Genomic DNA, 23,916 nt, shown 5'->3' with positions numbered 1-23,916 from the left:
TCAATTAAGTGGCTGTCTCCTCCGATTGAGGAAATAGCCGGCGTACATACTACCCATTACTTGTAGTAAGTAAACTGACGTAAGGCAAGAAGCAAAAAAAATTGTAGGCGTTGATTCTTTTTCGAGCAACTTTTAGCGGTGCTGTATAAAAAATACTCAGCTGTAAGGCCCACCGTGAGCGAGTTATTGAGAAAAAGTTCCCGTTGTCGGCTGCTGTTTTGCCGATCTTGGCTAAAGGACGTGTATATGGATTCGTCCACACTTTTGTTGCGATTTTGCGTGGCGGCTCGCATATCTTTGTCCATGTTCAGGTGACTTTAAAAAAGGCGGCACGTCTTAAGTCTCAACATCCGGCGATGTTCAGCCTTACGGTGCGGGAGAAGCTTCTTCCGAGCCGGCCCTGAGTCCACCGGAGCCGCCCCGCCAATCAGCCTGATGACGAGTGTGCCTTGAGCATTTTCGCCATTGGTGCCTACTATTTGATACGTGCTCGTCTTGCGCGAGATCGGTGCGGTTGTTCTCGGTGTCCATCAGGCACGGGGTGGCGTAGATGTTCCTTCGCCGGGAAAACATCGGTAAGGTAGGGGTCAGAATTCGAGACCCGCGAGGAGAAGTGATGAGCGAGGCGTTGTCCATCCACCATGACCAGGCTGGTCATCAGTTCGAGACCAATGTGGACGGTCATCGTGCCTACCTGACCTATATGGATCTGGGGAAACAGACCCTGGATATCTACCGCACCTTTGTGCCCAACGCACTGCGTGGCCGAGGCATCGCGGCAGCCCTGACCGAACGGGCGCTGCAGTACGCCGACGAGATGGGTTACACGGTCATTCCTTCGTGCTCCTACGTGGAGCGCTACATGGAGCGGCATCAGCGGCGCACCGCGAAGATCTGATTGGCCTCACATCACACACAAAAACGCCGGGCAATGCCCGGCGTTTTTTTATGCCTGCGAAAACGCGATCAGCTGCGCTGACGTTTCGGCAGAACATCCTTGAGCTTGGCGTGCATGCTGCGCAAGGTGTTCTCGGTGGCCGACCAGTCGATGCAGGCATCGGTGATCGACACGCCGTATTGCAGGTCGGCGAGGTCTTTCGGGATCGCCTGGCAGCCCCAGTTCAGGTGACTCTCGACCATCAGGCCGATGATCGACTGGTTGCCTTCGAGGATCTGGTTGGCGACGTTCTCCATCACCAGCGGTTGCAGGGCCGGATCCTTGTTGGAGTTGGCGTGGCTGCAGTCGACCATGATGTTCGGCTTGATCTTCGCCTTGTTCAGCGCCTGTTCGCACAGGGCGACGCTGACCGAGTCGTAGTTCGGCTTGCCATTACCGCCGCGCAGCACCACGTGACCGTAGGCGTTGCCTTTGGTGGTGACGATCGACACACCACCTTCCTGGTTGATCCCCAGGAAACGGTGCGGGCTGGAAACCGACTGCAAGGCGTTGATCGCCACGGTCAGGCCGCCGTCGGTGCCGTTCTTGAAGCCGACGGCCGAAGACAGGCCGGAAGCCATTTCGCGGTGGGTCTGGGATTCGGTGGTGCGGGCGCCGATGGCCGACCAGCTGATCAGATCCTGCAGATACTGCGGGGAGATCGGATCGAGGGCTTCGGTCGCCGTCGGCAGGCCTTTCTCGGCCAGGTCCAGCAACAACTGGCGACCGATGTGCAGACCGTCCTGGATCTTGAACGAGTCGTCCAGATACGGGTCGTTGATCAGGCCCTTCCAGCCGACGGTGGTGCGCGGTTTTTCGAAATACACGCGCATGACCAGGTACAGGGTGTCCGAAACTTCCGCCGCCAGCACTTTCAGGCGATCGGCGTATTCGTGGGCAGCCTTGATGTCGTGAATCGAGCAGGGGCCGATCACCACGAACAGACGATGGTCGGTGCCATCGAGAATGTTGCGGATGACTTCGCGACCCTTGGTGACGGTGCGCAGGGCAGCGTCGCTCAGAGGGATATCACGCTTGAGCTGATCGGGAGTGATCAGGGTCTCGTTGGAGGCGACGTTTAGGTCGTTGATCGGTAAATCAGCCATCGTTTACTCGTCAGGTCACGGATGCCGGCCGCCAGCGATCCCCGCGCGGCGGAGCACAGCAGATTTAAGCGCGTCGGGGAGCCGAACCTTAGCGCGTCGGGCGCCTGTCGACAATGGGCATGTAACCGTTCAGTCCAGCACGGGTTGCGCAAATGCCTTGCGAACGGTGTCGTGGGAAAACTCTTCGGCGTGCTGTTCGACCCATTGCAGCGCTCGTGCCTGGATATCCTGCAGGTCATCGTGGGCATCGTTGATTCGGCAATAACGCTCGATCTGACACACCTGCTCACCCATTCTCGCGCTGAAAAGAGTTTGTTCATCGGTGAACGCAATCCCCACCAGATAACCCTTTTTACGGCGCAGGCACCAGGCTACATAGCCCGGGCAGGCGAAGTCGGCATTGAGTGTGGGCATGCGCACTTGCAGTGCGGTGCCATGACGCCAGGCACGGTGGTAATTGCAAGCGATGCCGCCGAGGCTGATAGTGTGCAGCTGTTGCCGCGAAATGCACTCAGGTTTGAGCAACGTCAGTTCGACGGGCACATCATCCGGATGAGGAATAAACCGTCCCATGAGCACAGACTCCCTGTGTCGGCCATTTGACATTGTTTCCCCCAGTATAGTGTTCGAATCGGAACTGACTGATTTCGACGCCGACCAACGGCTGCTGGCGATGAGTGGCGTTTCGCTGGTGATTTTCACCAGTGTCGGCTGCGCCAGTTGCAGGTATGCCCGCGAGGTATTGCCCGGGCTGGAACTGGCAGTCGATCGCGTGTGCTGGATCGACGCCGGCGACAACGGTGGTCTTGTCGAGCGTTATCAGGTCTTTCATTTGCCGGCGTTGTTCGTGGTGCGCGACGGCGAGTTCTTCGGGGCAGTACACACGCGCCTGAATGCCACTGAGTTGAATGCAGCCGTGGCGCAGGCGCTGGGTCGAGTTGCAGAGGAGTTGCCGTGATGGGGGCAGTAGTCGATAAACCGGTGGTAGGGATTATCGGTACCGGTGCAATCGGAGGGTTTTACGGCTTGATGCTGGCGCGGGCCGGGTTCGATGTGCATTTTTTGCTGCGCAGCGAATTTACTGCGGTTGCCGAGCGTGGCTTGCAGGTGAACAGCGCGGTGCACGGCGCACTGACGCTGAACCCGGTGCAGGCCTATTCGTCGGCAGAAGACATGCCGCCCTGCGACTGGCTGCTGGTCGGCGCCAAGACCACCAGCAATGCGGGGCTTGCACCGTCGATCATTCAGGCGGCGAAACCCGACGCGAAAGTGCTGGTACTGCAAAACGGTCTCGATGTCGAAGACAGCTTGCGGGCGTTGCTGCCCGATACCCTGCATTTGCTCGGCGGCTTGTGCCTGATCTGCGTCCACCGCGAAGGGCCGGGGCAGATCACCCATCAGGCGCTGGGGGCAGTGAACGTCGGCTATCACAGCGGCCCTGCACCGGATGATGCGGCGCGCATGGCAATCGTCGAGGCGGGCGCCGGCCTGTTCCGGGCCGCCGGTCTCGATTCCCAGGCGATGCCGAACCTGCATCAGGCGCGCTGGCAGAAACTGGTGTGGAACATTCCCTATAACGGGCTCTCGGTGTTGCTCGGTGCCAGCACCACGCCATTGATGGCCGACACTGACAGCCGCGCGTTGATTCAGGCGCTGATGGCTGAAGTGGTGCTGGGCGCCAAGGCCTGCGGTCATGACATGCCACCGGGTTACGCCCAGTACCTGTTCATGATGACCGAGAAAATGCCCGACTATTGGCCGAGCATGTACCACGACTTTCTGCACAAGCGACCGCTGGAACTGGACGCCATCTACGCTCGACCCTTGGCGGCGGCAAAAGCGGCGGGCTGCGAGTTGCCGCGAATCGAATCGTTGTACCGCACATTGAGCTTTATCGACCGGCGCAACGTTTAAACCGGTCGCACTGGGGGGGAAGGCATGGCCAAGAACATCGATGACAAACTGGTGCTGGCGATTTCGTCCCGTGCCCTGTTCGACCTGAGCGAAAGCCACAAGGTCTACCTGTCGAGCGGCGTCGAAGCCTATCGGCAATATCAGATCGAGCATGAAGACGAAATCCTGGCGCCGGGCGATGCCTTTGCGCTGGTGGAAAAACTGCTCAACCTCAACACTCGCCTCGGTCGCGCGCGGGTCGAGGTGATTCTGGTATCGCGCAACAGTGCCGACACGGGGCTGCGGGTGTTCCACTCGATCGATCACTACGGCCTGGCGATTTCCCGTGCGGCGTTTGTCGGCGGGCGCAGCCCCTATCCTTATCTCAAAGCCTTCGGTTGCGACCTGTTTCTTTCCACCCACGCCGAAGACGTGCGCTCGGCACTGGACAACGGCTTTGCGGCGGCCACCATTCTTTCCGGTGGCGCCAGCCGTGCAGCCAGCGATGAATTGCGCATTGCCTTCGACGGTGACGCGGTGCTGTTTTCCGACGAATCGGAGCGGATCTATCAGTCCGGCGGCCTCGAAGCCTTCCAGGCCAAGGAGCGTGAATCCGCGCGCGAGCCATTGCGCGGTGGGCCGTTCAAAGGCTTTCTGGCGGCGCTCAATCTGTTGCAGCGCGAGTTCCCTGACGATGCCTGCCCGATCCGTACTGCCCTGGTCACGGCACGTTCGGCCCCGGCCCACGAGCGGGTGATCCGCACCTTGCGCGAATGGGACATCCGCCTGGACGAGTCGCTGTTTCTGGGTGGACTGACCAAGTCGGCGTTTCTCGAAGCGTTCGCCGCCGACGTGTTCTTCGATGATCAGGCCGGTCACTGCGAGCTGGCCCGCGAGGTGGTCGCCACCGGCCATGTCCCCCATGGCATCAGCAACGAACCGGCGGTCTAAAGCCCACGTGGTTCAAGACGTTGCGTCGCACGTCGTACTCGCCAAGGCACTGCTAAGCTGAATCAAATCTCCGCCATGTTGGCTTGCGAGGAGGTCATATGATTCGTTCGATGCTGTATGCCACTGACCTCGGTCTGTACGCACCGTTAGTGATGCAGCATGCCCTGACGATGGCTCGAACGTTCAATGCCGACTTGTATGTGGTGCATGCGGTGGAGCCCATGGGGCTGTTTGCCGAATCGGTGTTGCAGAGCTATCTCGACGAACAGGCATTGAACGAGTTCCATAGCCAGGGTCTGAAAACCGTGATTGCCAATATCGAGCAACGGGTGCTCGACAGCTTTCGCGAAGAGTTGGGGGACGAGGGTGAGCAGGACCTGCTGCGGATTCGTGCGGTACGGGTGCTGCAGGGCGATCCGTCACAGGTGATTCTCGATCAGGTGCAGAAACTCTCTGTCGATTTGCTGATCGTAGGAAGTCACAGCCACGGGGTCGGGGCGGAAACACCGTTGGGACGCACGGCGACCCGCGTGCTGCAGTTGTCCAAGGTGCCGGTTTACATGGTGCCGCTGGTTGAGCGTCGGCGTCGGGGGGATCGCTGAAGCAGGAATAATGGCCTTTTGATGAAAAAGTTCTAGATTTATTCTCCAAACCATTAATATAGTTATATACCGTCGCTGATGCCCGTGGCGTCTACCTGCTTTGAGGGATTCATATGAAGCTTCAACAATTGCGCTACATCTGGGAAGTGGCGCACCACGACCTCAACGTTTCCGCTACCGCCCAAAGCCTTTACACCTCGCAACCGGGCATCAGTAAACAGATCCGCCTGCTGGAAGACGAACTGGGTGTCGAAGTGTTCGCCCGCAGCGGCAAACACCTGACCCGCGTCACCCCGGCCGGCGAGCGCATCATCACCACCGCTGGTGAGATTCTGCGCAAGGTCGAAAGCATCAAGCAGATCGCTCAAGAGTTCTCCAACGAGAAGAAAGGCACCCTGTCGATCGCCACCACTCACACCCAGGCACGTTACGCACTGCCGCCGGTGATCAGCAATTTCATCAAGCAATACCCGGACGTGGCGCTGCACATGCACCAGGGTTCGCCGATGCAGATCGCCGAAATGGCCGCTGACGGCACTGTGGATTTCGCCATCGCCACCGAAGCGCTGGAACTGTTCGGCGATCTGGTGATGATGCCGTGCTACCGCTGGAACCGCTGCGTGGTCGTGCCTCAGGGCCACCCGCTGACCAAGCTGCCGAAGCTGACCCTCGAGGCACTGGCCGAATACCCGATCGTGACTTACGTGTTCGGTTTCACCGGCCGTTCGAAACTCGACGAAGCCTTCAGCCATCGCGGCCTGACGCCGAAAGTGGTGTTCACCGCCGCCGACGCCGACGTCATCAAAACCTACGTACGTCTGGGGCTGGGTGTCGGCATCGTGGCCAAAATGGCCGTCGATACCAAGCTCGATAATGACCTGGTTGTGCTCGATGCCAGCGAGCTGTTCGAGTCCAGCGTGACCAAGATCGGTTTCCGTCGTGGCACCTTCCTGCGTGGCTTCATGTGCGACTTCATCGAGAAATTCGCACCGCATCTGACTCGCGAAGTCATGGCCAAGGCCATCCAGTGTCACAACAAGCAGGAACTGGAAGAGCTGTTCGAAGGCGTCGAACTGCCCGTCCACTGAGTCCCTCTCTACAGCACCTCGGTGACAGCGAACTGTTGCCGGGTGCCTGCCACCAGAATCTCCACTTCATCGCCCTCGCACTTTCCCAGCAGGCTTTTGCCCAGCGGCGAGCGTGGGGTGATGACGGTGATCGGCTGACCCACCACGTCGACCTTCAGGCCCGCCGCATCGGGCGCCAGAAACAGCCATTGCTCGCGACCCTTTTCGTCTTCCAGACCGAGCAGGGCGCCGATTTCGATTCCGCGCTGATCGTCGTAGGCCCGAAGCGTCAGGTTCTGGCAAACCGCCAGTGACTGGCGGATTTCCTCGACCCGTTTCGCTTGCCCGGCCGCCAGGTACGACGCCTCGAGCCCCAGAGTGTCGTACTTGTTTTCAGCGATGTTCTCTTCGTGAGTCGCGGTTTCGTATGCGGTTTGCGCGGCACGTTCAGCGATGTCGAGGTCGACGCGCAGTTTGTCGAGAATCAGTTGGTGGACAGTGTGTTTGTTCATGATCAATCGCAGAATTGCAGGACATTGGCGCGGCTCTTTTCGCTCGGAGCGGTCTGATCCTGCTGGAGCCAGAACTGGCATTTAGGGTTCGACTGGTTGCGCGTGCTGCTGCGGGCCTGATCCAGGCGATTGTGCTGCTCGTTCTTGCGCAGGTTTTCTTCGTATTGTTCGAACAGGCGGTTCTGCGGCTGCGGATCTTCCTGAGGCTGCGTGACTACCGCCGGTTTGCTCAGTTGCTGAACGGCTTCCGTCACTGGTTGCAATTGACGGCTGAAGAGCAGCGAGGCGAGCCAGCAAGTCAGCGCAATGGCCAGGAAACCCAGCCACAATCCCAGGGCAATGCTGCCGGTCAATTGCAGCGCGCTAAGCTGAACAGGCAAGGGGCGACGCGGGGTTGGGCGGTAGGGCATGGCTGCCTCCTGGCGGATGATTGCGGGCAAGTGGCGATTGTCGCACGAAGATTAATCGTCGTCGGCTCTTCTGCACGCGGACATTTATGCGGACAATCGCCGCTTTTGCCAACGGGAGTCTTGAATGCCGCAACCGAAAACCCGCTGGGACATCTTTTGCACCGTGGTCGACAACTACGGCGATATCGGGGTGACCTGGCGTCTGGCCAGGCAACTGGTGGCCGAGCATGCGCTGGCGGTGCGACTGTGGGTCGATGACCTGCGTGCGTTCGAGCGGATTTGCCCGGCGCTCGACATCCGCCTCGAAGCTCAGTGGCAAGAGGGCGTCGAGGTCCGGCACTGGTCGGGCGAGTGGCTGGAAACGGACGCCGCCGACGTGGTGATCGCTGCATTCGCCTGTCAGTTGCCGAGTGCCTGCATGGATGTCATGGCGGCACGGGAAACACCACCGTTGTGGATTAACCTCGACTATCTCAGCGCCGAAGACTGGGTGGTTGGCTGCCACGGCCTGCCTTCGGTGAAATACAAAACGGTGCAGAAGTACTTTTTCTTTCCGGGATTTCAGCCCGGCACTGGCGGCTTGTTGCGTGAAAGCGGTTTGCTGGAGCGTCGTCGTCTGTTTCAGCAGGATCGCGAAGCGCAGCGACAATTCCTGCAGGGGCTGGGTGTGGAGCCTGCGGGCGATGCCCGGTTGATCTCACTGTTCGCCTACGAAAATGCCGGCCTTGCCAGTTGGCTGGATGTACTGGCCGCGGACTCGACGCCCACTCATCTGCTGGTACCGGAAGGGCGAATCCTTGGCGACGTCGCCCGCTGGCTCGGGGTCGAGTCGCTGGCGATCGGCGAGGTGAATGTGCGCCAGGCGCTGACCGTGCAGGTGTTGCCGTTCGTCCGGCAGGATCAATACGATCAATTGCTCTGGTGCTGCGATTTCAACGCGGTGCGCGGCGAGGATTCGTTTGTCCGCGCGCAGTGGGCCGGTCGTCCGATGCTGTGGCACATCTATCAGCAGGACGAAGATATCCATCTGGACAAGCTGGATGCCTTCCTTGCGCTCTATACGAAAGGCCTTTCGCCGGATGCTGCCGAGGCGATGAACGGTCTCTGGCACGCCTGGAGTTCCGGGCAGCCGATCGGCGATCACTGGCTGGCGGCCCGTAAACACTGGCCAGAACTGCAGGAACATGCCGAAGCATGGTGTCTGGAACAGGCCTTGCAGGCCGATCTTGCGACGGCGCTGGTACAGTTTTACCGAAATTGGATATGATACGCGGCCTAGATTTTTGTAAATCCCATCCAAATTCGGATATTCGCAATGAAAACTGGTAAAGAACTCAAACCCGGTACCGTGATTCGTATCGACAACGATCCTTGGCTGGTTCAGAAAGCTGAATTCACCAAATCGGGTCGTAACAGCGCGATCATGAAGACCAAGCTGAAGAACCTGCTGACCGGTTACAAGACCGAAACCGTTTACGGTGCGGACGACAAGCTGGACGACGTGATCCTCGACCGCAAAGAAGCGACCCTGTCCTTCATCAGCGGCGACACCTACACGTTCATGGACACCACCGACTACACCATGTACGAGCTGAACGCCGAAGACATCGAAAGCGTTCTGCCTTTCGTTGAAGAAGGCATGACCGACGTTTGCGAAGCCGTGTTCTTCGAAGAGCGTCTGGTATCCGTAGAGCTGCCGACCACCATCGTGCGTCAGGTTGACTACACCGAAGGTTCCGCTCGCGGCGACACTTCCGGCAAGGTGATGAAGCCTGCCAAACTGAAGAACGGTACCGAGCTGTCGGTTGCTGACTTCATCGAAATCGGCGACATGATCGAGATCGATACCCGCGAAGGCGGTTCCTACAAAGGCCGTGCCAAATAAGCACTGGTTTTTGCGCAAAGAAAAAGCCCGACCATTGAGTCGGGCTTTTTTGTGCCTGATGAAAATTACTGCTTCAGGTGCTGCTTCAGTTCTTCCGAGGCCTGCAGCATCGCCGAACGCACTGCCGGTACCTGGCTGACTACGTTGAGCAAACCGTAGTCGTGGATCATGCCGTTGTAGCGCACCGAGGTCACCGGCACGCCGGCTTCGTCGAGTTTGCGGGCATAGGCTTCACCTTCGTCACGCAGCACATCGGCCCCCGCGGTCTGCACCAGTGCAGGCGGCAGACCTTTCAATTGCGCGGTCGTTGCCCGCAGCGGCGAGGCGTAGATCTCGTTCCGCTGGTTGGCGTCGGTGGTGTAGTTGTCCCAGAACCACTTCATCATGTTGCGGGTGAGGAAGTGCCCCTCGGCATACTGGTTGTACGAACCGGTGTCGAAACTGGCATCGGTCACCGGCCACAGCAGCAGCTGGAATTTGATCGCCGGGGTGCCTTTGTCTTTGGCCATCAGGGCGACAACTGCCGCCATGTTGCCGCCGACGCTGTTGCCCGCCACCGCCAGACGCTTGCCGTCGACGTTGATCTCTTTGCCGTGTTCGGCCACCCATTTGGTCGCGGCGTAAGCCTGGTTGATCGCCACCGGATAATGCGCCTCCGGCGACGGGGTGTAGTTGACGAACACTGCCGCCGCACCCGAGCCGACCACCAGATCCCGCACCAGACGTTCGTGGGTCGGGAAATCCCCCAGCACCCAGCCGCCGCCGTGGAAGAACATAAACACCGGCAGCTCGCCCTTGACCCCGGCCGGCCGGACGATGGTCAGGCTCAACGGTTGGCCATCGACCTGGATGGTCTTCTCGCTGACGTCCGCTTTGGGCAGCGTCAGTTTGACCCCGGACTGCGCGCCCGCCAGCACGGCGCGGGCATCCTTGGGTGTCAGCTGTTCCATCGGTTTGCCGGTGCTGGCGTTCAGCACATCGAGGAATGCCTGGGTGTTGTGTTCAACCTCCCCGGCGAATGCGCTGTGGATGGACAGGGCGAGAAGGGTACCGGTCAAGACTTTGCTGAAAGTGTTCATGTTCATTTCCTGTACGGGCCTGGTTGTCAGTGATTACACGGTGACGTGCAGACGCACATCGACGTTGCCGCGAGTGGCGTTGGAGTACGGGCAAACCTGGTGGGCTGCGTCGACCAGGCTTTGTGCATCAGCCTGTTCCAGGCCCGGCAGGCTGATATGCAGGTCGATGTCCAGACCGAAGCCGCCAGGAATCTGGCCGATGCCGACGTGAGCGGTGATCGACGCGTCGTCCGGGATTTTGCGTTTGGTCTGGCTGGCAACAAATTTCAGGGCGCCGATGAAGCAGGCCGAGTAACCGGCGGCGAACAGTTGCTCAGGGTTGGTGGCCGCGCCGCCAGCACCGCCGAGTTCTTTCGGAGTGGCCAGTTTGACGTCGAGGATGTTGTCGCTGGAGATCGCACGACCGTCACGGCCGCCAGTGGAGGTTGCGATTGCGGTGTAGAGAGTTTGCATGGTGTGAGCCTCATTCAGTGTGGTTTGTTGCGCTAATTGTTTGCGCGCTAACTAGGTGCGAAGTAAATGTACTTCGCTAATATTTAGTGCGCAAGATAAATTTTTGAAGAAAGCTCGAACCCGTACTGGGATCAGGGTGAGTCGTGATCTCAAGCTTTTGATATGGAAGGTTTTTTTGAATGTGAATCGAGAGGAAAATTTTTTCGGTGATAAGCCGGGAAGGGGGACGCCTGCAGGCGCAAGGCTGCGCCCACAGGAAAGGGGGGAGTCTTAAGTGAGGCTGTCCTGCAAATGACCACGCAAGGCCTGCAACTCGGCTTGCAGGTTTTGCAGGCGCTCCAGCGTGAAGCCGCTGGCCCCGAGGATGCATTGCGGCACGGTTCGGGCCTTGTCTTTCAAGGCGCGTCCCTGGGCAGTCAGTTCAACGATCACCACACGCTCATCTTCCCGGCTGCGGGTTCGGCTGAGCAAACCTTCACCTTCCAGCCGCTTGAGCAACGGAGTCAGCGAGCCCGGATCGGTCAGCAGGCGCGTGCTGATTTCCCCGACGGTCAGACCATCCTTCTCCCACAGCACCATCATCGCCAGATACTGCGGATACGTCAGGCCAAGCGCTTGCAGGAGTGGCTTGTAGACCTTGGTCATCATCAGCGAGGTGGAATGCAGGGCGAAGCAGGCCTGATTGTCGAGCAGCAGGTCTTCGCAGTGGTCGGTGGTGTTGCGGTCGGTGGTCATGTCGGTGCCTTGAACGGTGATGCAGATGAATCTAGCGCTCGAATCTTTAATGCGCCAGACAATTGTGCCCGGTGGCGACTCGGTTAGTGCCGGCCCAGTTCTCGTTGCAGTGCCAGATCCCACGGCGGCACGGGGCTGAACCGGGTCTTGAGATATTCCAGCAGCAGGCGGCTGCGGGAACTGGCCTGTTGCTGCAGTCGCAGCGCATAGATGCCAGCACTTTCCGGTTGCGGCAGACCGTTTTCGCAGAACAGCGGCAACAACTCGCCACGCAACAGGTATTCGCTGGCCAGCCAGGTCGGCAGATGTGCGATCCCGAGTCCCGCGAGCGCACCGCAAACCAGCGCTTCGGCGTTGTTGGCGCTCATGCGCACCCGCGCCGGGCGGTGCAATTGCATCTGCCCGTCCTGTTCGAAACGCCAGGCGAAGGGCGGGGCAAGGCCGTCCCAATCGAGGCCATCATGCTCGCTCAATTGCGCGGGCTCACTCGGCACGCCCCGGCGCTTGAGATAGTCGGGGCTGGCGCAGGCGATGCGCACCATGCTCGCCAGCGGTGTGGCGACCAGCCGGGTGTCGGCCATTTGCCCGGCGCGCAACACCAGATCGACCTTGCCCAGGTTCGAACCGTCCATGTCGACGAAGCTGTCGATCAGATGCAATTGCACATCCAGTCCCGGGTACAGCACCAGAAAATCGGCAATCACCGGTGCCAGATGCCGCCGTCCGAACGCCGCCGGCGCATCCACCCGGATCAGACCCTCCGGCGCGCTGCTCAGGGACACCGCTTCGGCCCGGGCCAATTGCAACTCGGCCACAATGCGTCGCGCTCGCTCGGCAAACGCCAGGCCGGCCGGCGTGGCGCGCACTGCGTGAGTGCTGCGAATAAACAACTGACTGCCGACAGCGCTTTCCAGACTGTCGATGCGCCGGGCGACAGCAGATGGTGTCAGCGGATGTCGGCGCGAGGCAGCAGAAAAACTGCCACTCTCCAGCACATCGAGAAACAGCCCGAGTTGTTCGGTCAATTGATTGGGGTTCATGAATCAGCTCATTGCCTATGCGGATTTGGCACAGCCATTGTGCGTTGCTGTGCGTTTCCGTGCCAGCGCCGACTGCGTAGGATGAACCGCCTGACGTATGAGGAATTACGCTGTGATCGAGTTTTTGTTGTACCTGTTGTTTGGCGCTGCCCTCGGCACACTGGGCGGAATATTCGGCATCGGCGGCGGTTTGATCGCCATCCCCTTGCTGGGCGTGTGGTTCGGGCTTGATCAGCAGATCGCCCAAGGCACAGCGCTGGTGATGGTGGTGCCGAATGTGATGCTGGCGCTGTGGCGTTATCACCAGCGCAATCGCATCGAACTCAGGCATGCGTTGCCGCTGGCGGTCATGGGGTTCTTTTTCGCGTGGATCGGTTCGATCTGGGCCGTGGGCATCGACGCGCAAACCATGCGCATCGGTTTTGTCGCGTTCCTCGTGGCATTGTCGGCCTACAACCTCGTGCGCATGTTTGGCGCGCGTCCGGCGGCGACCTCCGAGATGCGTTATTCATGGCCATGGCTGGGCGTGCTCGGCGCGGCGTCGGGCACCATGGGCGGGTTGTTCGGTGTCGGCGGGGCTGTGGTGGCGACGCCGGTGCTGACCAGCCTGTTCGGCACGACTCAGGTGGTTGCTCAAGGCCTGTCGCTGGCGCTGGCATTGCCGAGCACCGGTGTCACGCTGGTGACGTACGCCGTGCACCACGAGGTGGACTGGATGATCGGGCTACCGCTGGCCATCGGCGGTCTGGCCAGTATCAGTTGGGGCGTGAAGGTTGCCCACGCAATGCCGGAAAAACTCCTGCGCGGGCTGTTCTGCGGGTTCCTGGTGCTGTGCGCGGTGATGCTCGCCTTTAAAGTTTGAAGCCTTCGACGATGTGCTCGGCCAGGCATTCGGTGATCGGCGACGGATTGTTGAGGTTGCGGATCAGCATGATACTGGCCTCGGGCAGCAGCGGCAGATCCTCGGCGGCACCGAGAATGCGCATGTCCGGGGTGATCAGGCTTTCCAGTTGCGCGGTAATCGCCAGACCCGCGCTCACCACTGCCATCAACGCTGAAAGACTGGTGCTGTTATACGCGATCCGGTATTCGCGGCCCATGGCGTCCAGCGCATTGCAGGCCCACAGGCGACAGAAGCAATCACTGTTGAACATCGCCAGCGGCAACGGCGTCTGTTCGTGGGCGCTGAAGTTCTGCGCTTCAGCCCAGACAAAACGCTCCTTGCGCAGCAGCTGGCCAATCTCGTTGCCCGGCTCGCGGGTGACGATTGAAAGGTCCAGATCCGTGCGTTGCAGCAGTTGTTTGGTCGATTCGCAATGCACTTCGATCTGGATCAGCGGATAGAACTGCGCGAAGCGCGACAGGATCCCCGGCAGAAACCGCATCACGTAATCGTCCGGCGTGCCGATGCGTACCGTGCCGACCATGTGCGGCTCGCGCAGGGTGTTGAACACTTCGCTGTGCAATTTCAGGATGCGCCGTGCGTAGCCGAGCAGTACCTGTCCTTCAGCGGTCAGGCGCACCTGACGCCCGTCACGCTCGAACAACTGGCGCTGCAACACGTCCTCTTCCAGACGCTTCATCTGCATGCTCACTGCTGACTGCGTGCGGTTGACCATTTCGCCAGCGCGGGTGAACCCGCCCTGATCGGCAATGGCGACAAAGGTACGCAGGACATCGGTATCGATACTGGGGTACGCCGACAATTGATGAATCTCCGTGATGCATGCCATCAGAAACATTCGTTGGATTGATCGTAGCGCCAGCGCGAGACTTGAGCCATCCCAAAAAGGAGGCAACACGATGAAAGGTCAAAGAGAGTATGCAGGCGAAGAAAAATTTTCCGGCCATATCGTTTCCGATCTGTTGCACAAGTTTAGCCGGTGGTACGAATTGCACCGCGAACGTGAGCTGCTTGCCAGTCTGAGCGACGAAGCGTTGAAGGACATCGGGGTCAGCCGTGCCGATGTCGAACATGAGGCGATTCGGCCGTTCTGGGACGATCCGATGCATAAATGATGAGGCCATCGCTACACAAACCACTTTCAAGTGAGGTAGGTTGCGAGCAGACATGGAGGTACACATGCCCGCGACTCTGTCCTTCTCCCTTAAACAGGCTCGACGTCTGGCACTGGCTGCCCAAGGGTTTCACGGGCGCCAGCCGCCGGCTGTCAAGGCCATGCACCTCAACCGGCTGATCGAACGTCTCGGCCTGCTGCAGATCGACTCCGTCAACGCTGTGGTGCGCTCGCACTACCTGCCGCTGTTTTCCCGTCTCGGTTCCTATTCTGCTGACTTGCTCGACCAGGCTGCCTGGAGTTCGGGGCGACGCCGTTCGCTGTTCGAATACTGGGGCCATGAAGCTTCTTTGCTGCCGCTGTCGATGTACCCGTTGATGGGCTGGCGCATGCAGCGGGCCAGGCGCGGCGAAGACATTTATCAGCAATTGGCGCGCTTCGGCCGCGAGCAACAAGACACCATTCGCCGGGTGCTGGCGTCGGTCGAAGAGCAGGGGGCACTGGGCGCCGGCAGCCTGTCGACCCGTCAGGAAAAGGCCGGGCCGTGGTGGGACTGGAGTGCGGAAAAGCATGCGCTGGAATGGCTGTTCGCCGCGGGCGAAGTCACCGTCGCCGGGCGCCGAGGCTTCGAGCGGTTGTATGACTTGCCGGAGCGGGTGATTCCGGCTTCTGTGTTGCAACAGCCGTTGCCCGATGAGGCCGAGGCGCAGCGCGGTTTGCTGTTGCACGCGGCCGAGGCACTGGGCGCGGCGACGGAAAAAGACCTGCGCGATTACTTCCGCCTGAACCCTGCCGATGCCCGCCCGCGTCTGGCGGAACTGGTGGAAGACGGGAAGTTGCTGACCTGCGAAGTCGCTGGCTGGCGCCAGATTGCCTACTGCCTGCCCGAGCCGAAAATCCCGCGAAAAGTCGAAGCCAGTGCGCTGCTGTCGCCGTTTGACTCACTGATCTGGGAGCGCAGTCGCACCGAGCGGCTGTTCGATTTCCGCTACCGGCTGGAGATTTACACGCCGCAGGACAAACGCGTTTACGGCTATTACGTATTGCCGTTCCTGCACAACGAGCGGATTGCCGCGCGGGTTGACCTGCGCGCCGAACGGGCGGCGGGGCGCCTGGCAGTGCATGCGGTGCACGAGGAAGCAACCGGACTGGATGACGCGGGGATGCAGGCACTGGCGCTGAACCTGCGGCGCATGGCGGACTGGTTGGGACTTGAGCGGGTGCAGCTCAATTGTCAGCGTGAAAGTGCGGGGCGATTGCGAGTGGCGTTGGCTCGGTTCGGCGGTGACTGAACTGGCGCCATCGCTGGCAAGCCAGGCTCCCACAAGTAATGCGTCGTATACATAAATTGCGTACGACACAAATCCTGTGGGAGCGGGCTTGCCCGCGAAGAGGCCAGTTCAGACGCTAAAGATATCGAACCTTAGCGCCGAACCTGCTTCAGGGTTTCGGCGATCAGGAACGCCAGTTCCAGCGACTGATCGGCATTCATCCGTGGGTCGCAGTGGGTGTGATAGCGATCCGACAAACCATCTTCAGTGATCGGCCGCGCGCCACCGATGCACTCGGTGACGTTCTGCCCGGTCATTTCGATGTGGATGCCACCGGCGTAGCTGCCTTCGGCTTCGTGAACCTGGAAGAACTGCTTTACCTCGCCAAGAATCTGCGCGAAGTCGCGGGTCTTGTAGCCGCTGCTGGCCTTGATGGTGTTGCCGTGCATCGGGTCGCAACTCCACAGCACCTGCTTGCCTTCGCGCTGCACCGCACGGATCAGCGCCGGCAGGTGATCGCCGACCTTGTTCGCACCCATTCGCGCAATCAGGTTGAGGCGGCCCGGATCGTTGTCCGGGTTGAGCACATCAATCAGGCGGATCAGATCGTCGGGGTTCATGCTCGGGCCGACTTTCACCCCGATCGGGTTGTTCACCCCGCGCAGGAATTCGACGTGGGCGCCGTCGAGCTGACGGGTGCGGTCGCCGATCCACAGCATGTGCGCCGAGCAATCGTAGTAATCGTTGGTCAGGCTGTCGCGACGCACGAAGGCTTCTTCGTAGTTCAGCAGCAGGGCTTCGTGGGCGGTGAAGAAACTGGTCTCGCGCAGTTGCGGCGAGCTGTCCATGCCGCAGGCGCGCATGAACGCCAGGGTCTCATCGATGCGATCGGCGAGGTGGCTGTACTTTTCGGCCAGCGCCGAGTTGGCGATGAAATCGAGGTTCCACTTGTGCACCTGATGCAGGTCGGCAAAACCGCCCTGGGCGAAGGCGCGCAGCAGGTTGAGGGTGGCGGTGGACTGGTGATACGACTGCAGCAGACGCTCCGGATCCGGCACGCGGCTGGCGGAATCGAAACCGATGCCGTTGACGATGTCGCCACGGTAGGCCGGCAGGGTCACACCGTCGATGGTCTCGTCGTTGGCCGAACGCGGCTTGGCGAACTGACCGGCCATGCGCCCGACCTTGACCACCGGGCAACCGGCAGCGAAGGTCATGACGATCGCCATTTGCAGCAACACTTTGAAAGTGTCGCGAATCTTCGCGGCGGAGAACTCGGCGAAGCTTTCCGCGCAGTCGCCACCCTGCAGCAAGAAGGCCCGACCCTGGGTGACTTCGGCAAACTGACGACGCAGCTCGCGCGCTTCGCCGGCAAACACCAGCGGCGGGTAGCTGGCCAGCGTCTGCTCGACCTGGCGCAAGTGCGCGGCGTCGGGGTATCGGGGTTGTTGCTGGATCGGCAAGGCGCGCCAGCTGTCAGGGCTCCAGGGTTGGCTCATCACGGTCTCTAAGGTTCTACGCACGGACGGCCATGTTAGCAGCAATTAGTGCGTGACCTGCTCCCGCCGCTTCGCCGACAATCGCCGTTTTGCCACGGCACCACAGCGGTGCCATCGCGTCACCGCGCCCGGTGACCACCAGGAGACGAAATGACTGAGGAGCGCGTCGAGCGGTTGCTCGCCGAGGTACAGGATGAGTTCGGCGTGATTCGCGTGCTGGAAGTGGCCGACTACCGCTTTCTGGAGTTCGGCGATGCCATCGAGCAAAGCTGCGTGTTTACCGCCGACCCGAGCTGGCTGGAGTACGACTACACCCGGGCGATGCTGATTGGCGCGTTGTGCCATGAGCAACCGGAGAGTGCGTTGTTTCTCGGGCTGGGTGCGGGGACGTTGACCCAGGCCTGCCTCAAGTTCCTGCCGCTGGAAGACGTTGAAGCCATCGAGCTGCGCCCCGATGTGCCGCGCCTGGCCATCGAATATCTCGGGCTGGACGACGATCCTCGGTTGTACATCCGCGTTGGCGATGCAATCGAACTGCTGCCGACGGCGGAACCTGCGGATCTGATCTTCGTCGACCTTTACACCGATGTCGGCCCGGGCGCCGCGCACCTCGCGTGGAATTTCCTCGGTGATTGTCAGAAACGTCTGAATCCCGGTGGCTGGCTGGTGATCAACCAGTGGGCCACCGATGACGGCAAGCCGTTGGGGGCGGCACTGTTGCGCGGGCTCTATCACCGGCATTACTGGGAGCTGCCGGTGAAGGAGGGCAACGTCATTCTGATCGTGCCGGCAGATCTCGATCAGGTGCTGGACATGCAGGCGCTGACTGCACGGGCTGAAGCGCTGGCACCGAAGCTGGGTTACTCGTTGCAGTCGTTGATCAACTGCATCCGTCCGGCGACCTGATCTTCAAAGGCCTTTGAAAACGCCGGGCCTGCGCTCCACCAGCGAGCGCACTCCTTCCTTGGCATCTTCAGTGGCCAGCAACTTCTTCACCAACGGCGGCAAGCTCTTAGCCGCCGCAGTTTCGCCTTCATAGCGCGCCTGACGTGCCGACATCAGCGTCGCCTGCACGCCTAGCGGCGCCTGTCGGGCAATCCGTTCGGCCAGTTCGAGGGCGCGAGGCAGCAAGTCTTCGCTGGCCATGACTTCCTGCACCAGGCCCAGGTGCAAGGCGTCATGGGCATCGAACTCATCGCCGGTCAGCAACCAGCGCATCGCATTGCCCCAGCCGGCGACCTGATGAAAGCGTAAAGTCGCACCGCCGAACGGAAAGATCCCGCGCTGCACTTCCATCTGGGCGAACCGGGTGTTGCTGGCGCACAGGTTGATGTCGGCCGCGAGCATCAGCTCGATACCGATGGTCAGGCAATAGCCCTGCGCGGCGACGATCACCGGTTTACTGACTCTCGGTCCGACGAACACGCCCCATGGATCGCAACCACCGGGCGGCACCTGCCAGCCTTGGGCGAGGGCGGAACTGGCGTTGACCAGATCGAGCCCGGCGGTGAAATGCTCGCCATGCCCGAACACCACGGCCACCCGCGCATCGCTGTCGGCTTCGAATTCGCCGTAGGCCAGGGCCAGGTCGTTGAGCAGGTCAAGGTCGAAGGCATTGCGCTTGGTTGCTCGGTCCAGGCCGATCAAATGCACGTGACCATGGCGCTCGCGGCTGACGCGGCCGGGGCAGGGCTGATTCATGGGTGTTTCCTCGGAGGGGAAGAAAGGGTGCAGCGACCACATGCCGCACATCGGTGAATCGTTTAAGCGCCATCGCCCGCAGGGCCGGGCCTTTGAAAAATAGACCGTCGCACGATTATCCGCAAAACCCCGTTACACAGCGGTGACAACTGTTTTTTCTCGATAAAAAAAGCTCCCTTTTCGGGCAAATTCCGGTATAGTGCGCGCCGGCCTTTAACCGGGCCGCGTTTAGGTAGCGCAATTCCCCGAAGTCAGCTTCGGCTGCACGTCCGCACTGCGGGCTCTTCCTTGACGATTCTTTTTCATTCATTCGTTTTCGCAAATCCCCGCCGACAAAGCTGCCAGGGCGACTCTTGAGTCTCAACACGGCATGTGCAGCTTTGGAGCATGGGTCTTTGCGGATGCACTTAGAGGCAGACCCATGACCCAGGAAATCGGCGGCTTCGCCGCTCTTGAACTTCATCCCAATATTGTCGCTGCAGTAGTCGCTACCGGCTATGAAGAGCCTTCGGCCATTCAGCAGCAGTCGATCCCGATCATCCTCGCCGGTCACGATATGATTGGTCAGGCGCAAACCGGTACCGGTAAAACCGCTGCCTTTGCCCTGCCTATCCTGCACCGCATTGATCCGTCCAAGCGCGAGCCGCAAGCTCTGATCCTGGCCCCAACTCGTGAGTTGGCGCTACAAGTTGCAACCGCTTTCGAAACCTACGCCAAGCAAATGCCGGGCGTAACTGTTGTGGCTGTCTACGGCGGCGCGCCGATGGGCCCACAATTGAAAGCAATCCGTAATGGCGCACAGATCGTTGTCGCCACTCCGGGCCGTCTGTGCGACCACCTGCGTCGCGACGAAAAAGTACTGCAGACCGTGAACCACCTGGTTCTCGACGAAGCAGACGAAATGCTCAAACTGGGCTTCATGGACGACCTCGAAGTCATCTTCAAGGCCATGCCGGAAACCCGTCAGACCGTATTGTTCTCGGCGACCCTGCCGCAATCGATCCGTGCCATCGCCGAGCGTCACCTGCGCGATCCAAAGCACGTGAAGATCCAGAGCAAGACCCAGACTGTTACCGCGATCGAACAGGCTCACCTGTTGGTTCACGCTGACCAGAAGACCTCTGCCGTTCTCAGCTTGCTGGAAGTGGAAGACTTCGACGCTCTGATCATGTTCGTGCGCACCAAGCAAGCGACCCTGGATCTGGCCAGCGCCCTCGACGCCAAAGGCTACAAAGCCGCAGCGTTGAACGGCGACATCGCCCAGAACCAGCGTGAGCGCGTGATCGACTCGCTCAAGGATGGCCGTCTGGACATCGTTGTGGCGACCGACGTAGCCGCCCGTGGTCTGGACGTACCGCGCATCACCCACGTATTCAACGTGGACATGCCGTACGATCCGGAATCCTACGTGCACCGTATCGGCCGTACCGGCCGTGCCGGTCGCGAAGGCCGCGCGCTGCTGCTGGTGACTCCGCGTGAGCGCCGCATGCTGCAGGTTATCGAGCGTGTAACCGGTCAGAAAGTTGCCGAAGTGCGTCTGCCGGACGCCCAGGCCGTTCTCGATGCCCGCATCAAGAAACTGACCAACAGCCTGTCGCCGCTGGTGGCTGACGCCGAATCGACTCACGGTGATCTGCTGGATCGCCTGACCGCCGACATCGGTTGCACCCCGCGTGCCCTGGCTGCCGCTCTGCTGCGCAAGGCCACCAATGGTCAGGCGCTGAATCTGGCAGCGATCGAGAAGGAACGCCCACTGGTGCCGAACAGCGCGCCACGTGGCGACCGTCCTGAGCGTTCCGGTGATCGTCCGGACCGTGGTGATCGCGAGCGTCGTGCACCGATGCCGCTGGGCGAAGGCCGTGCCCGTTGCCGTACCGCGCTGGGCGCGCGTGACGGTATCGCGGCGAAAAACCTGCTGGGCGCCATCCTCAACGAAGGTGGTCTGGCGCGTGAAGCCATCGGTCGCATCCAGGTGCGTGACAGCTTCAGCCTCGTCGAGCTGCCGGAAGATGGTCTGGACAAACTCCTGACCAAACTGAAGGACACTCGCGTTGCCGGCAAGCAGTTGAAGCTGCGTCGCTACCGCGAAGATTGATCCGCCTCTGGGCTGATTGATCGAACAAAAAAATCCCCGACTGGTTCGGGGATTTTTTTTGCCTGCGATTCGAGCCGGGACCGAGCTCGTCAGCCGAAGCGGTAGATGTCCATGCCCAGCGCGCCCATGGTGAACCCTTGGTGCGCAATGCCGAAATCACCACCAGCGCCACGAACGAAGTAGAGCGGTAACAGGTGCTCGTCACTCGGATGGGCGCGCACGGCGCTCGGCGCTTGCTGGCGGTAGTCGTGCAGGGCGGCTTCATCGTTGGCGGCGAGCTTGTCGACCATCCAGTCGCGGAAATCCCGTGCCCACGGCTCTACGCTTTCCGGGCCGGCATGCCAGTCCAGTTCACGCAGGTTGTGGGTGATGCTGCCGGAGCCGATCAGGAGAATGCCTTGTTCGCGCAGGCCTGCCAGCGCCTGGCCGACACGTGTCTGCAGTGCCGGGCCGCCACGGCTGGGCAGGGAGACCTGAACCACCGGGATATCGGCTTGCGGATACATCAGCGACAGTGGCACCCATACGCCATGGTCGAAGGGCCGTTGCGGATCGAGGCGCGCGGGCAGGTTGTTGGCGGTCAGCCGTTCAGCGACCGCTTGGGCCAGTTGCGGATTACCCGGTGCCGGATACTGCACTTCGAACAGCGCGCGGGGGAAACCGCCGAAATCATGCCAGGTTTCCGGTTGCGGATGGCTGCTGACCAGCAGCTCATGGCTTTCCCAGTGGGCGGAAACGATGACGATGGCTTTCGGGCGTGGCAGTTCGGCGGCCAGACGCGCCAGGGCCGGGCCGCTGGCGCCGGGCTCCAGCGCCAACATGGGCGAGCCGTGGGAGATAAACAGGCTGGGAAACATGGAAGGGTTCCTGAGCGTTAAGATGGTTCATCTTCAGTCAGTTCATTGATCTAATTCCAATATAAGTTTTAATGCTTTTTGATCGAATTCTTAGGGGGGAAGCATGCAGCCGGAGTTTTGGCACAAGAAGTGGGAGTCGAACCAGATCGGCTTTCATCAGCCCGAAGTGAACCCTTATTTGCAGCGACATTGGTCCGGTCTGGCAATCCCGCCTCAGTCGCGGGTGCTGGTGCCGTTGTGCGGGAAAAGCCTGGATCTGTTGTGGCTGGCCGGTCAGGGGCATCGGGTTCTCGGTGTCGAGTTGTCCGAGAAGGCTGTCGAGGATTTCTTCCGCGAGCAGCAACTACAGCCGCAAATCAGCGAAGAGGGTGGCTTCAAGGTTTATCGGGCCGGGGCGATCGAGTTGTGGTGTGGGGACTTCTTTGCCTTGTCCGCGAGCGATGTGGCTGATTGCACGGCGCTGTATGACCGGGCCGCGCTGATTGCCTTGCCGGCGCCGATGCGCGAGCGCTATGCCGCGCATTTGCTGAGCATCCTGCCGACGGGCTTGCGTGGTTTGCTGATCACGCTGGATTACGATCAGGCTCAGATGCCTGGGCCACCGTTTGCGGTGACAGATGGCGAGGTGCAGCAGCTGTTCGGTGGCGACTGGGCGGTGGAGGCGCTGGAGGGACAGGATGTGTTGAGCGAAAGCGGGAAGTTCCTGCAGGCGGGAGTGACAAGGCTGGAGGAGCGGGTGTACCGGCTGGCCGCTCAGTAACAGGCACAAAAAAGGCCCGCATCACTGCGGGCCTTTTGTTTGTAGCCGGGCTGATCAGCCGCGACGACGCAGGGCGTCGATACGCTCCTCCAGCGGCGGGTGGCTCATGAACATGCGGGCGAACCCCTGTTTGATGCCACCATTGATGCCGAAGGCGTTCAGGGTGTCAGGCATGTGCACCGGCAGGCCCTGTTCGGCACGCAGGCGTTGCAGAGCGCCGATCATCGCGCTGGTGCCGGCCAAGCGGGCACCGGCTTCGTCGGCACGGAATTCCCGTTTGCGCGAGAACCACATCACGATCGCGCTGGCCAGGATACCCAGAACCAGTTCGGCGAAAATGGTCGCGATGTAGTACGCGATACCCTGGCCTTCCTCGTTCTTGAAGATCACCTTGTCAACGAAGTTGCCGATGATCCGCGCAAAGAACATCACGAAGGTGTTCACCACGCCCTGGATCAGCGCCAGGGTGACCATGTCGCCATTGGCGACGTGGCCGATTTCGTGGGCCAGCACCGCTTTCACTTCATCGGGCGAGAAACGCTCCAGCAAACCCTGGCTGACGGCAACCAGTGCGTCGTTCTTGTTCCAGCCGGTGGCGAAGGCGTTTGCTTCGTAGGCCGGGAAGATCCCGACTTCGGGCATCTTGATCCCGGCTTCCCGGGACAGTTGCTCGACGGTTTGCAGCAGCCATTGTTCGTGGCGGGTGCGCGGCTGGGTGATGATCTGGGTGCTGGTGCTCATCTTCGCCATCCACTTGGAGATGAATAGCGAGAAAAGCGAACCGGCGAAACCAAAGACTGCACAGAAAACCAGCAGCTGACTGAGGTTGAGGTCAACCCCGTTGGCCGCCATGAACCCGTTGAAGCCGAAGAGGCTCAGGGTGATGCTGGCTATCAGCACGACCGCCAGGTTAGTGGCCAAAAACAGCAGGATGCGCATCATGGTTGTAGAAATCTCCTCAAGCTAAAGATGTAGCGTACTGCGGGGTATATAAGGTGCGGCACCGGGCGATTCAACCGGGTGACTATTTCAAACTGTGTCCTAC

Annotated in this window: 27 protein-coding genes; 14 read left to right on the top strand and 13 right to left on the bottom strand. The window is 60.5% G+C overall.

The window, feature by feature from the left end; translation table 11 throughout:
* The first annotated feature begins 616 nt into the window (after positions 1-616).
* Positions 617-898, top strand: coding sequence for a GNAT family N-acetyltransferase (locus C6Y56_RS19965; RefSeq protein WP_007955658.1), 282 nt, complete (start codon positions 617-619; stop codon positions 896-898).
* A 68-nt stretch (positions 899-966) separates the two neighbouring features.
* Here the strand turns inward: C6Y56_RS19965 and C6Y56_RS19960 are convergent, their stop codons facing one another.
* The gene (locus C6Y56_RS19960) at positions 967-2,043 is read right to left on the bottom strand and encodes a 3-deoxy-7-phosphoheptulonate synthase (protein ID WP_007908583.1); all 1,077 of its coding nucleotides are present in this window, start codon (positions 2,041-2,043) and stop codon (positions 967-969) included.
* A gap of 129 nt (positions 2,044-2,172) precedes the next feature.
* A complete protein-coding gene (locus C6Y56_RS19955) occupies positions 2,173-2,616 on the bottom strand; it encodes a PilZ domain-containing protein (RefSeq protein WP_169431331.1) in 444 nt (147 codons plus the stop codon).
* Here C6Y56_RS19955 and C6Y56_RS19950 point away from each other — a divergent pair.
* From C6Y56_RS19950 to cysB, 5 genes are all read left to right on the top strand, one after another.
* Positions 2,615-3,001, top strand: coding sequence for a thioredoxin family protein (locus tag C6Y56_RS19950; protein ID WP_169431330.1), 387 nt, complete (start codon positions 2,615-2,617; stop codon positions 2,999-3,001). The two genes, C6Y56_RS19955 and C6Y56_RS19950, sit on opposite strands and share 2 nt — an antisense overlap.
* Entirely contained in the window at positions 3,001-3,957 is a 957-nt protein-coding gene (locus C6Y56_RS19945) for a putative 2-dehydropantoate 2-reductase (RefSeq protein WP_169431329.1), read from the top strand. The genes C6Y56_RS19950 and C6Y56_RS19945 overlap by 1 nt, the downstream gene beginning before the upstream one ends.
* A gap of 24 nt (positions 3,958-3,981) precedes the next feature.
* Positions 3,982-4,887 (top strand): 5'-nucleotidase, encoded by a 906-nt coding sequence (locus C6Y56_RS19940; protein WP_169431328.1) that lies wholly within the window; start codon positions 3,982-3,984, stop codon positions 4,885-4,887.
* A 98-nt stretch (positions 4,888-4,985) separates the two neighbouring features.
* Entirely contained in the window at positions 4,986-5,489 is a 504-nt protein-coding gene (locus C6Y56_RS19935) for a universal stress protein (protein WP_169431327.1), read from the top strand.
* Positions 5,490-5,602: 113 nt separating this feature from the next.
* Positions 5,603-6,577 (top strand): HTH-type transcriptional regulator CysB, encoded by a 975-nt coding sequence (cysB, locus tag C6Y56_RS19930; RefSeq protein ID WP_007955684.1) that lies wholly within the window; start codon positions 5,603-5,605, stop codon positions 6,575-6,577.
* Between the two features lie 8 nt (positions 6,578-6,585).
* Here the strand turns inward: cysB and C6Y56_RS19925 are convergent, their stop codons facing one another.
* Entirely contained in the window at positions 6,586-7,068 is a 483-nt protein-coding gene (locus C6Y56_RS19925) for a GreA/GreB family elongation factor (protein ID WP_169431326.1), read from the bottom strand.
* 2 nt (positions 7,069-7,070) lie between these two features.
* A complete protein-coding gene (locus C6Y56_RS19920; protein WP_169431325.1) occupies positions 7,071-7,478 on the bottom strand; it encodes a hypothetical protein in 408 nt (135 codons plus the stop codon).
* A gap of 124 nt (positions 7,479-7,602) precedes the next feature.
* Here C6Y56_RS19920 and earP point away from each other — a divergent pair, with 124 nt between their 5' ends.
* Together earP and C6Y56_RS19910 are read left to right on the top strand one after the other, a co-directional pair.
* Positions 7,603-8,745, top strand: coding sequence for an elongation factor P maturation arginine rhamnosyltransferase EarP (gene earP, locus C6Y56_RS19915; RefSeq protein ID WP_169431324.1), 1,143 nt, complete (start codon positions 7,603-7,605; stop codon positions 8,743-8,745).
* A gap of 48 nt (positions 8,746-8,793) precedes the next feature.
* Positions 8,794-9,363, top strand: coding sequence for an elongation factor P (locus tag C6Y56_RS19910; RefSeq protein WP_003226785.1), 570 nt, complete (start codon positions 8,794-8,796; stop codon positions 9,361-9,363).
* Between the two features lie 65 nt (positions 9,364-9,428).
* On the opposite strand, the gene C6Y56_RS19905 is transcribed toward C6Y56_RS19910, so the two are convergent.
* The 4 genes from C6Y56_RS19905 to C6Y56_RS19890 form a co-directional block, all read right to left on the bottom strand.
* A complete protein-coding gene (locus tag C6Y56_RS19905; RefSeq protein ID WP_169431323.1) occupies positions 9,429-10,442 on the bottom strand; it encodes an alpha/beta hydrolase in 1,014 nt (337 codons plus the stop codon).
* Between the two features lie 33 nt (positions 10,443-10,475).
* Positions 10,476-10,895 (bottom strand): organic hydroperoxide resistance protein, encoded by a 420-nt coding sequence (locus tag C6Y56_RS19900; protein ID WP_034155242.1) that lies wholly within the window; start codon positions 10,893-10,895, stop codon positions 10,476-10,478.
* A 270-nt stretch (positions 10,896-11,165) separates the two neighbouring features.
* Complete coding sequence (locus tag C6Y56_RS19895; RefSeq protein WP_064383306.1) at positions 11,166-11,630, bottom strand: MarR family winged helix-turn-helix transcriptional regulator; 465 nt, start codon at positions 11,628-11,630, stop codon at positions 11,166-11,168.
* 83 nt (positions 11,631-11,713) lie between these two features.
* Positions 11,714-12,670 carry a LysR family transcriptional regulator gene (locus C6Y56_RS19890; RefSeq protein WP_169431322.1) on the bottom strand — a complete coding sequence of 319 codons (957 nt, stop codon included), beginning with the start codon at positions 12,668-12,670 and terminating at the stop codon, positions 11,714-11,716.
* A gap of 112 nt (positions 12,671-12,782) precedes the next feature.
* On the opposite strand from C6Y56_RS19890, the gene C6Y56_RS19885 reads away from it, so the two are divergent.
* The gene (locus C6Y56_RS19885; RefSeq protein ID WP_169431321.1) at positions 12,783-13,532 is read left to right on the top strand and encodes a sulfite exporter TauE/SafE family protein; all 750 of its coding nucleotides are present in this window, start codon (positions 12,783-12,785) and stop codon (positions 13,530-13,532) included.
* On the opposite strand, the gene C6Y56_RS19880 is transcribed toward C6Y56_RS19885, so the two are convergent.
* Positions 13,522-14,376, bottom strand: a complete 855-nt coding sequence (locus C6Y56_RS19880) for a LysR substrate-binding domain-containing protein (RefSeq protein ID WP_007908606.1) — start codon at positions 14,374-14,376, stop codon at positions 13,522-13,524. The genes C6Y56_RS19885 and C6Y56_RS19880 overlap by 11 nt on opposite strands.
* Before the next feature lie 97 nt (positions 14,377-14,473).
* Here C6Y56_RS19880 and C6Y56_RS19875 point away from each other — a divergent pair, with 97 nt between their 5' ends.
* Together C6Y56_RS19875 and C6Y56_RS19870 are read left to right on the top strand one after the other, a co-directional pair.
* On the top strand, positions 14,474-14,689 hold the full coding sequence (locus tag C6Y56_RS19875; protein ID WP_114884556.1) for a DUF1127 domain-containing protein: 216 nt from the start codon (positions 14,474-14,476) through the stop codon (positions 14,687-14,689).
* 64 nt (positions 14,690-14,753) lie between these two features.
* Positions 14,754-15,980, top strand: coding sequence for a winged helix-turn-helix domain-containing protein (locus C6Y56_RS19870; protein ID WP_169431320.1), 1,227 nt, complete (start codon positions 14,754-14,756; stop codon positions 15,978-15,980).
* Positions 15,981-16,111: 131 nt separating this feature from the next.
* Here the strand turns inward: C6Y56_RS19870 and C6Y56_RS19865 are convergent, their stop codons facing one another.
* A complete protein-coding gene (locus tag C6Y56_RS19865; RefSeq protein ID WP_169431319.1) occupies positions 16,112-17,458 on the bottom strand; it encodes a class II 3-deoxy-7-phosphoheptulonate synthase in 1,347 nt (448 codons plus the stop codon).
* 150 nt (positions 17,459-17,608) lie between these two features.
* On the opposite strand from C6Y56_RS19865, the gene C6Y56_RS19860 reads away from it, so the two are divergent.
* On the top strand, positions 17,609-18,364 hold the full coding sequence (locus tag C6Y56_RS19860; RefSeq protein ID WP_169431318.1) for a spermidine synthase: 756 nt from the start codon (positions 17,609-17,611) through the stop codon (positions 18,362-18,364).
* Between the two features lie 3 nt (positions 18,365-18,367).
* On the opposite strand, the gene C6Y56_RS19855 is transcribed toward C6Y56_RS19860, so the two are convergent.
* The gene (locus tag C6Y56_RS19855; protein ID WP_169431317.1) at positions 18,368-19,159 is read right to left on the bottom strand and encodes a crotonase/enoyl-CoA hydratase family protein; all 792 of its coding nucleotides are present in this window, start codon (positions 19,157-19,159) and stop codon (positions 18,368-18,370) included.
* A 421-nt stretch (positions 19,160-19,580) separates the two neighbouring features.
* Here C6Y56_RS19855 and C6Y56_RS19850 point away from each other — a divergent pair, with 421 nt between their 5' ends.
* On the top strand, positions 19,581-21,254 hold the full coding sequence (locus C6Y56_RS19850) for a DEAD/DEAH box helicase (protein ID WP_007955707.1): 1,674 nt from the start codon (positions 19,581-19,583) through the stop codon (positions 21,252-21,254).
* Positions 21,255-21,343: 89 nt separating this feature from the next.
* On the opposite strand, the gene C6Y56_RS19845 is transcribed toward C6Y56_RS19850, so the two are convergent.
* Positions 21,344-22,111 carry a DODA-type extradiol aromatic ring-opening family dioxygenase gene (locus C6Y56_RS19845; protein ID WP_169431316.1) on the bottom strand — a complete coding sequence of 256 codons (768 nt, stop codon included), beginning with the start codon at positions 22,109-22,111 and terminating at the stop codon, positions 21,344-21,346.
* Positions 22,112-22,214: 103 nt separating this feature from the next.
* Here C6Y56_RS19845 and C6Y56_RS19840 point away from each other — a divergent pair, with 103 nt between their 5' ends.
* Positions 22,215-22,871, top strand: a complete 657-nt coding sequence (locus tag C6Y56_RS19840; RefSeq protein ID WP_169431315.1) for a thiopurine S-methyltransferase — start codon at positions 22,215-22,217, stop codon at positions 22,869-22,871.
* A 54-nt stretch (positions 22,872-22,925) separates the two neighbouring features.
* Here the strand turns inward: C6Y56_RS19840 and htpX are convergent, their stop codons facing one another.
* Positions 22,926-23,813, bottom strand: a complete 888-nt coding sequence (gene htpX, locus C6Y56_RS19835; protein WP_169431314.1) for a protease HtpX — start codon at positions 23,811-23,813, stop codon at positions 22,926-22,928.
* Positions 23,814-23,916 lie beyond the last annotated feature (103 nt).

It is taken from the genome of Pseudomonas fluorescens (assembly GCF_012974785.1).
Classification (GTDB): domain Bacteria; phylum Pseudomonadota; class Gammaproteobacteria; order Pseudomonadales; family Pseudomonadaceae; genus Aquipseudomonas; species Aquipseudomonas fluorescens_BT.
This window is presented reverse-complemented; position numbering and strand designations above follow the sequence as displayed.

Excerpts from the sequence above, each read along its gene's own strand:
- C6Y56_RS19965 (WP_007955658.1), top strand. The coding sequence starts at position 617 with ATGAGCGAGGCGTTGTCCATCCACCATGACCAGGCTGGTCATCAGTTC.
- C6Y56_RS19960 (WP_007908583.1), bottom strand. The coding sequence starts at position 2,043 with ATGGCTGATTTACCGATCAACGACCTAAACGTCGCCTCCAACGAGACC.
- C6Y56_RS19950 (WP_169431330.1), top strand. The coding sequence starts at position 2,615 with ATGAGCACAGACTCCCTGTGTCGGCCATTTGACATTGTTTCCCCCAGT.
- C6Y56_RS19955 (WP_169431331.1), bottom strand. The coding sequence starts at position 2,616 with ATGGGACGGTTTATTCCTCATCCGGATGATGTGCCCGTCGAACTGACG.
- C6Y56_RS19945 (WP_169431329.1), top strand. The coding sequence starts at position 3,001 with ATGGGGGCAGTAGTCGATAAACCGGTGGTAGGGATTATCGGTACCGGT.
- C6Y56_RS19940 (WP_169431328.1), top strand. The coding sequence starts at position 3,982 with ATGGCCAAGAACATCGATGACAAACTGGTGCTGGCGATTTCGTCCCGT.
- C6Y56_RS19935 (WP_169431327.1), top strand. The coding sequence starts at position 4,986 with ATGATTCGTTCGATGCTGTATGCCACTGACCTCGGTCTGTACGCACCG.
- cysB (WP_007955684.1), top strand. The coding sequence starts at position 5,603 with ATGAAGCTTCAACAATTGCGCTACATCTGGGAAGTGGCGCACCACGAC.
- C6Y56_RS19925 (WP_169431326.1), bottom strand. The coding sequence starts at position 7,068 with ATGAACAAACACACTGTCCACCAACTGATTCTCGACAAACTGCGCGTC.
- C6Y56_RS19920 (WP_169431325.1), bottom strand. The coding sequence starts at position 7,478 with ATGCCCTACCGCCCAACCCCGCGTCGCCCCTTGCCTGTTCAGCTTAGC.
- earP (WP_169431324.1), top strand. The coding sequence starts at position 7,603 with ATGCCGCAACCGAAAACCCGCTGGGACATCTTTTGCACCGTGGTCGAC.
- C6Y56_RS19910 (WP_003226785.1), top strand. The coding sequence starts at position 8,794 with ATGAAAACTGGTAAAGAACTCAAACCCGGTACCGTGATTCGTATCGAC.
- C6Y56_RS19905 (WP_169431323.1), bottom strand. The coding sequence starts at position 10,442 with ATGAACACTTTCAGCAAAGTCTTGACCGGTACCCTTCTCGCCCTGTCC.
- C6Y56_RS19900 (WP_034155242.1), bottom strand. The coding sequence starts at position 10,895 with ATGCAAACTCTCTACACCGCAATCGCAACCTCCACTGGCGGCCGTGAC.
- C6Y56_RS19895 (WP_064383306.1), bottom strand. The coding sequence starts at position 11,630 with ATGACCACCGACCGCAACACCACCGACCACTGCGAAGACCTGCTGCTC.
- C6Y56_RS19890 (WP_169431322.1), bottom strand. The coding sequence starts at position 12,670 with ATGAACCCCAATCAATTGACCGAACAACTCGGGCTGTTTCTCGATGTG.
- C6Y56_RS19875 (WP_114884556.1), top strand. The coding sequence starts at position 14,474 with ATGAAAGGTCAAAGAGAGTATGCAGGCGAAGAAAAATTTTCCGGCCAT.
- C6Y56_RS19870 (WP_169431320.1), top strand. The coding sequence starts at position 14,754 with ATGCCCGCGACTCTGTCCTTCTCCCTTAAACAGGCTCGACGTCTGGCA.
- C6Y56_RS19865 (WP_169431319.1), bottom strand. The coding sequence starts at position 17,458 with ATGAGCCAACCCTGGAGCCCTGACAGCTGGCGCGCCTTGCCGATCCAG.
- C6Y56_RS19860 (WP_169431318.1), top strand. The coding sequence starts at position 17,609 with ATGACTGAGGAGCGCGTCGAGCGGTTGCTCGCCGAGGTACAGGATGAG.
- C6Y56_RS19855 (WP_169431317.1), bottom strand. The coding sequence starts at position 19,159 with ATGAATCAGCCCTGCCCCGGCCGCGTCAGCCGCGAGCGCCATGGTCAC.
- C6Y56_RS19850 (WP_007955707.1), top strand. The coding sequence starts at position 19,581 with ATGACCCAGGAAATCGGCGGCTTCGCCGCTCTTGAACTTCATCCCAAT.
- C6Y56_RS19845 (WP_169431316.1), bottom strand. The coding sequence starts at position 22,111 with ATGTTTCCCAGCCTGTTTATCTCCCACGGCTCGCCCATGTTGGCGCTG.
- C6Y56_RS19840 (WP_169431315.1), top strand. The coding sequence starts at position 22,215 with ATGCAGCCGGAGTTTTGGCACAAGAAGTGGGAGTCGAACCAGATCGGC.
- htpX (WP_169431314.1), bottom strand. The coding sequence starts at position 23,813 with ATGATGCGCATCCTGCTGTTTTTGGCCACTAACCTGGCGGTCGTGCTG.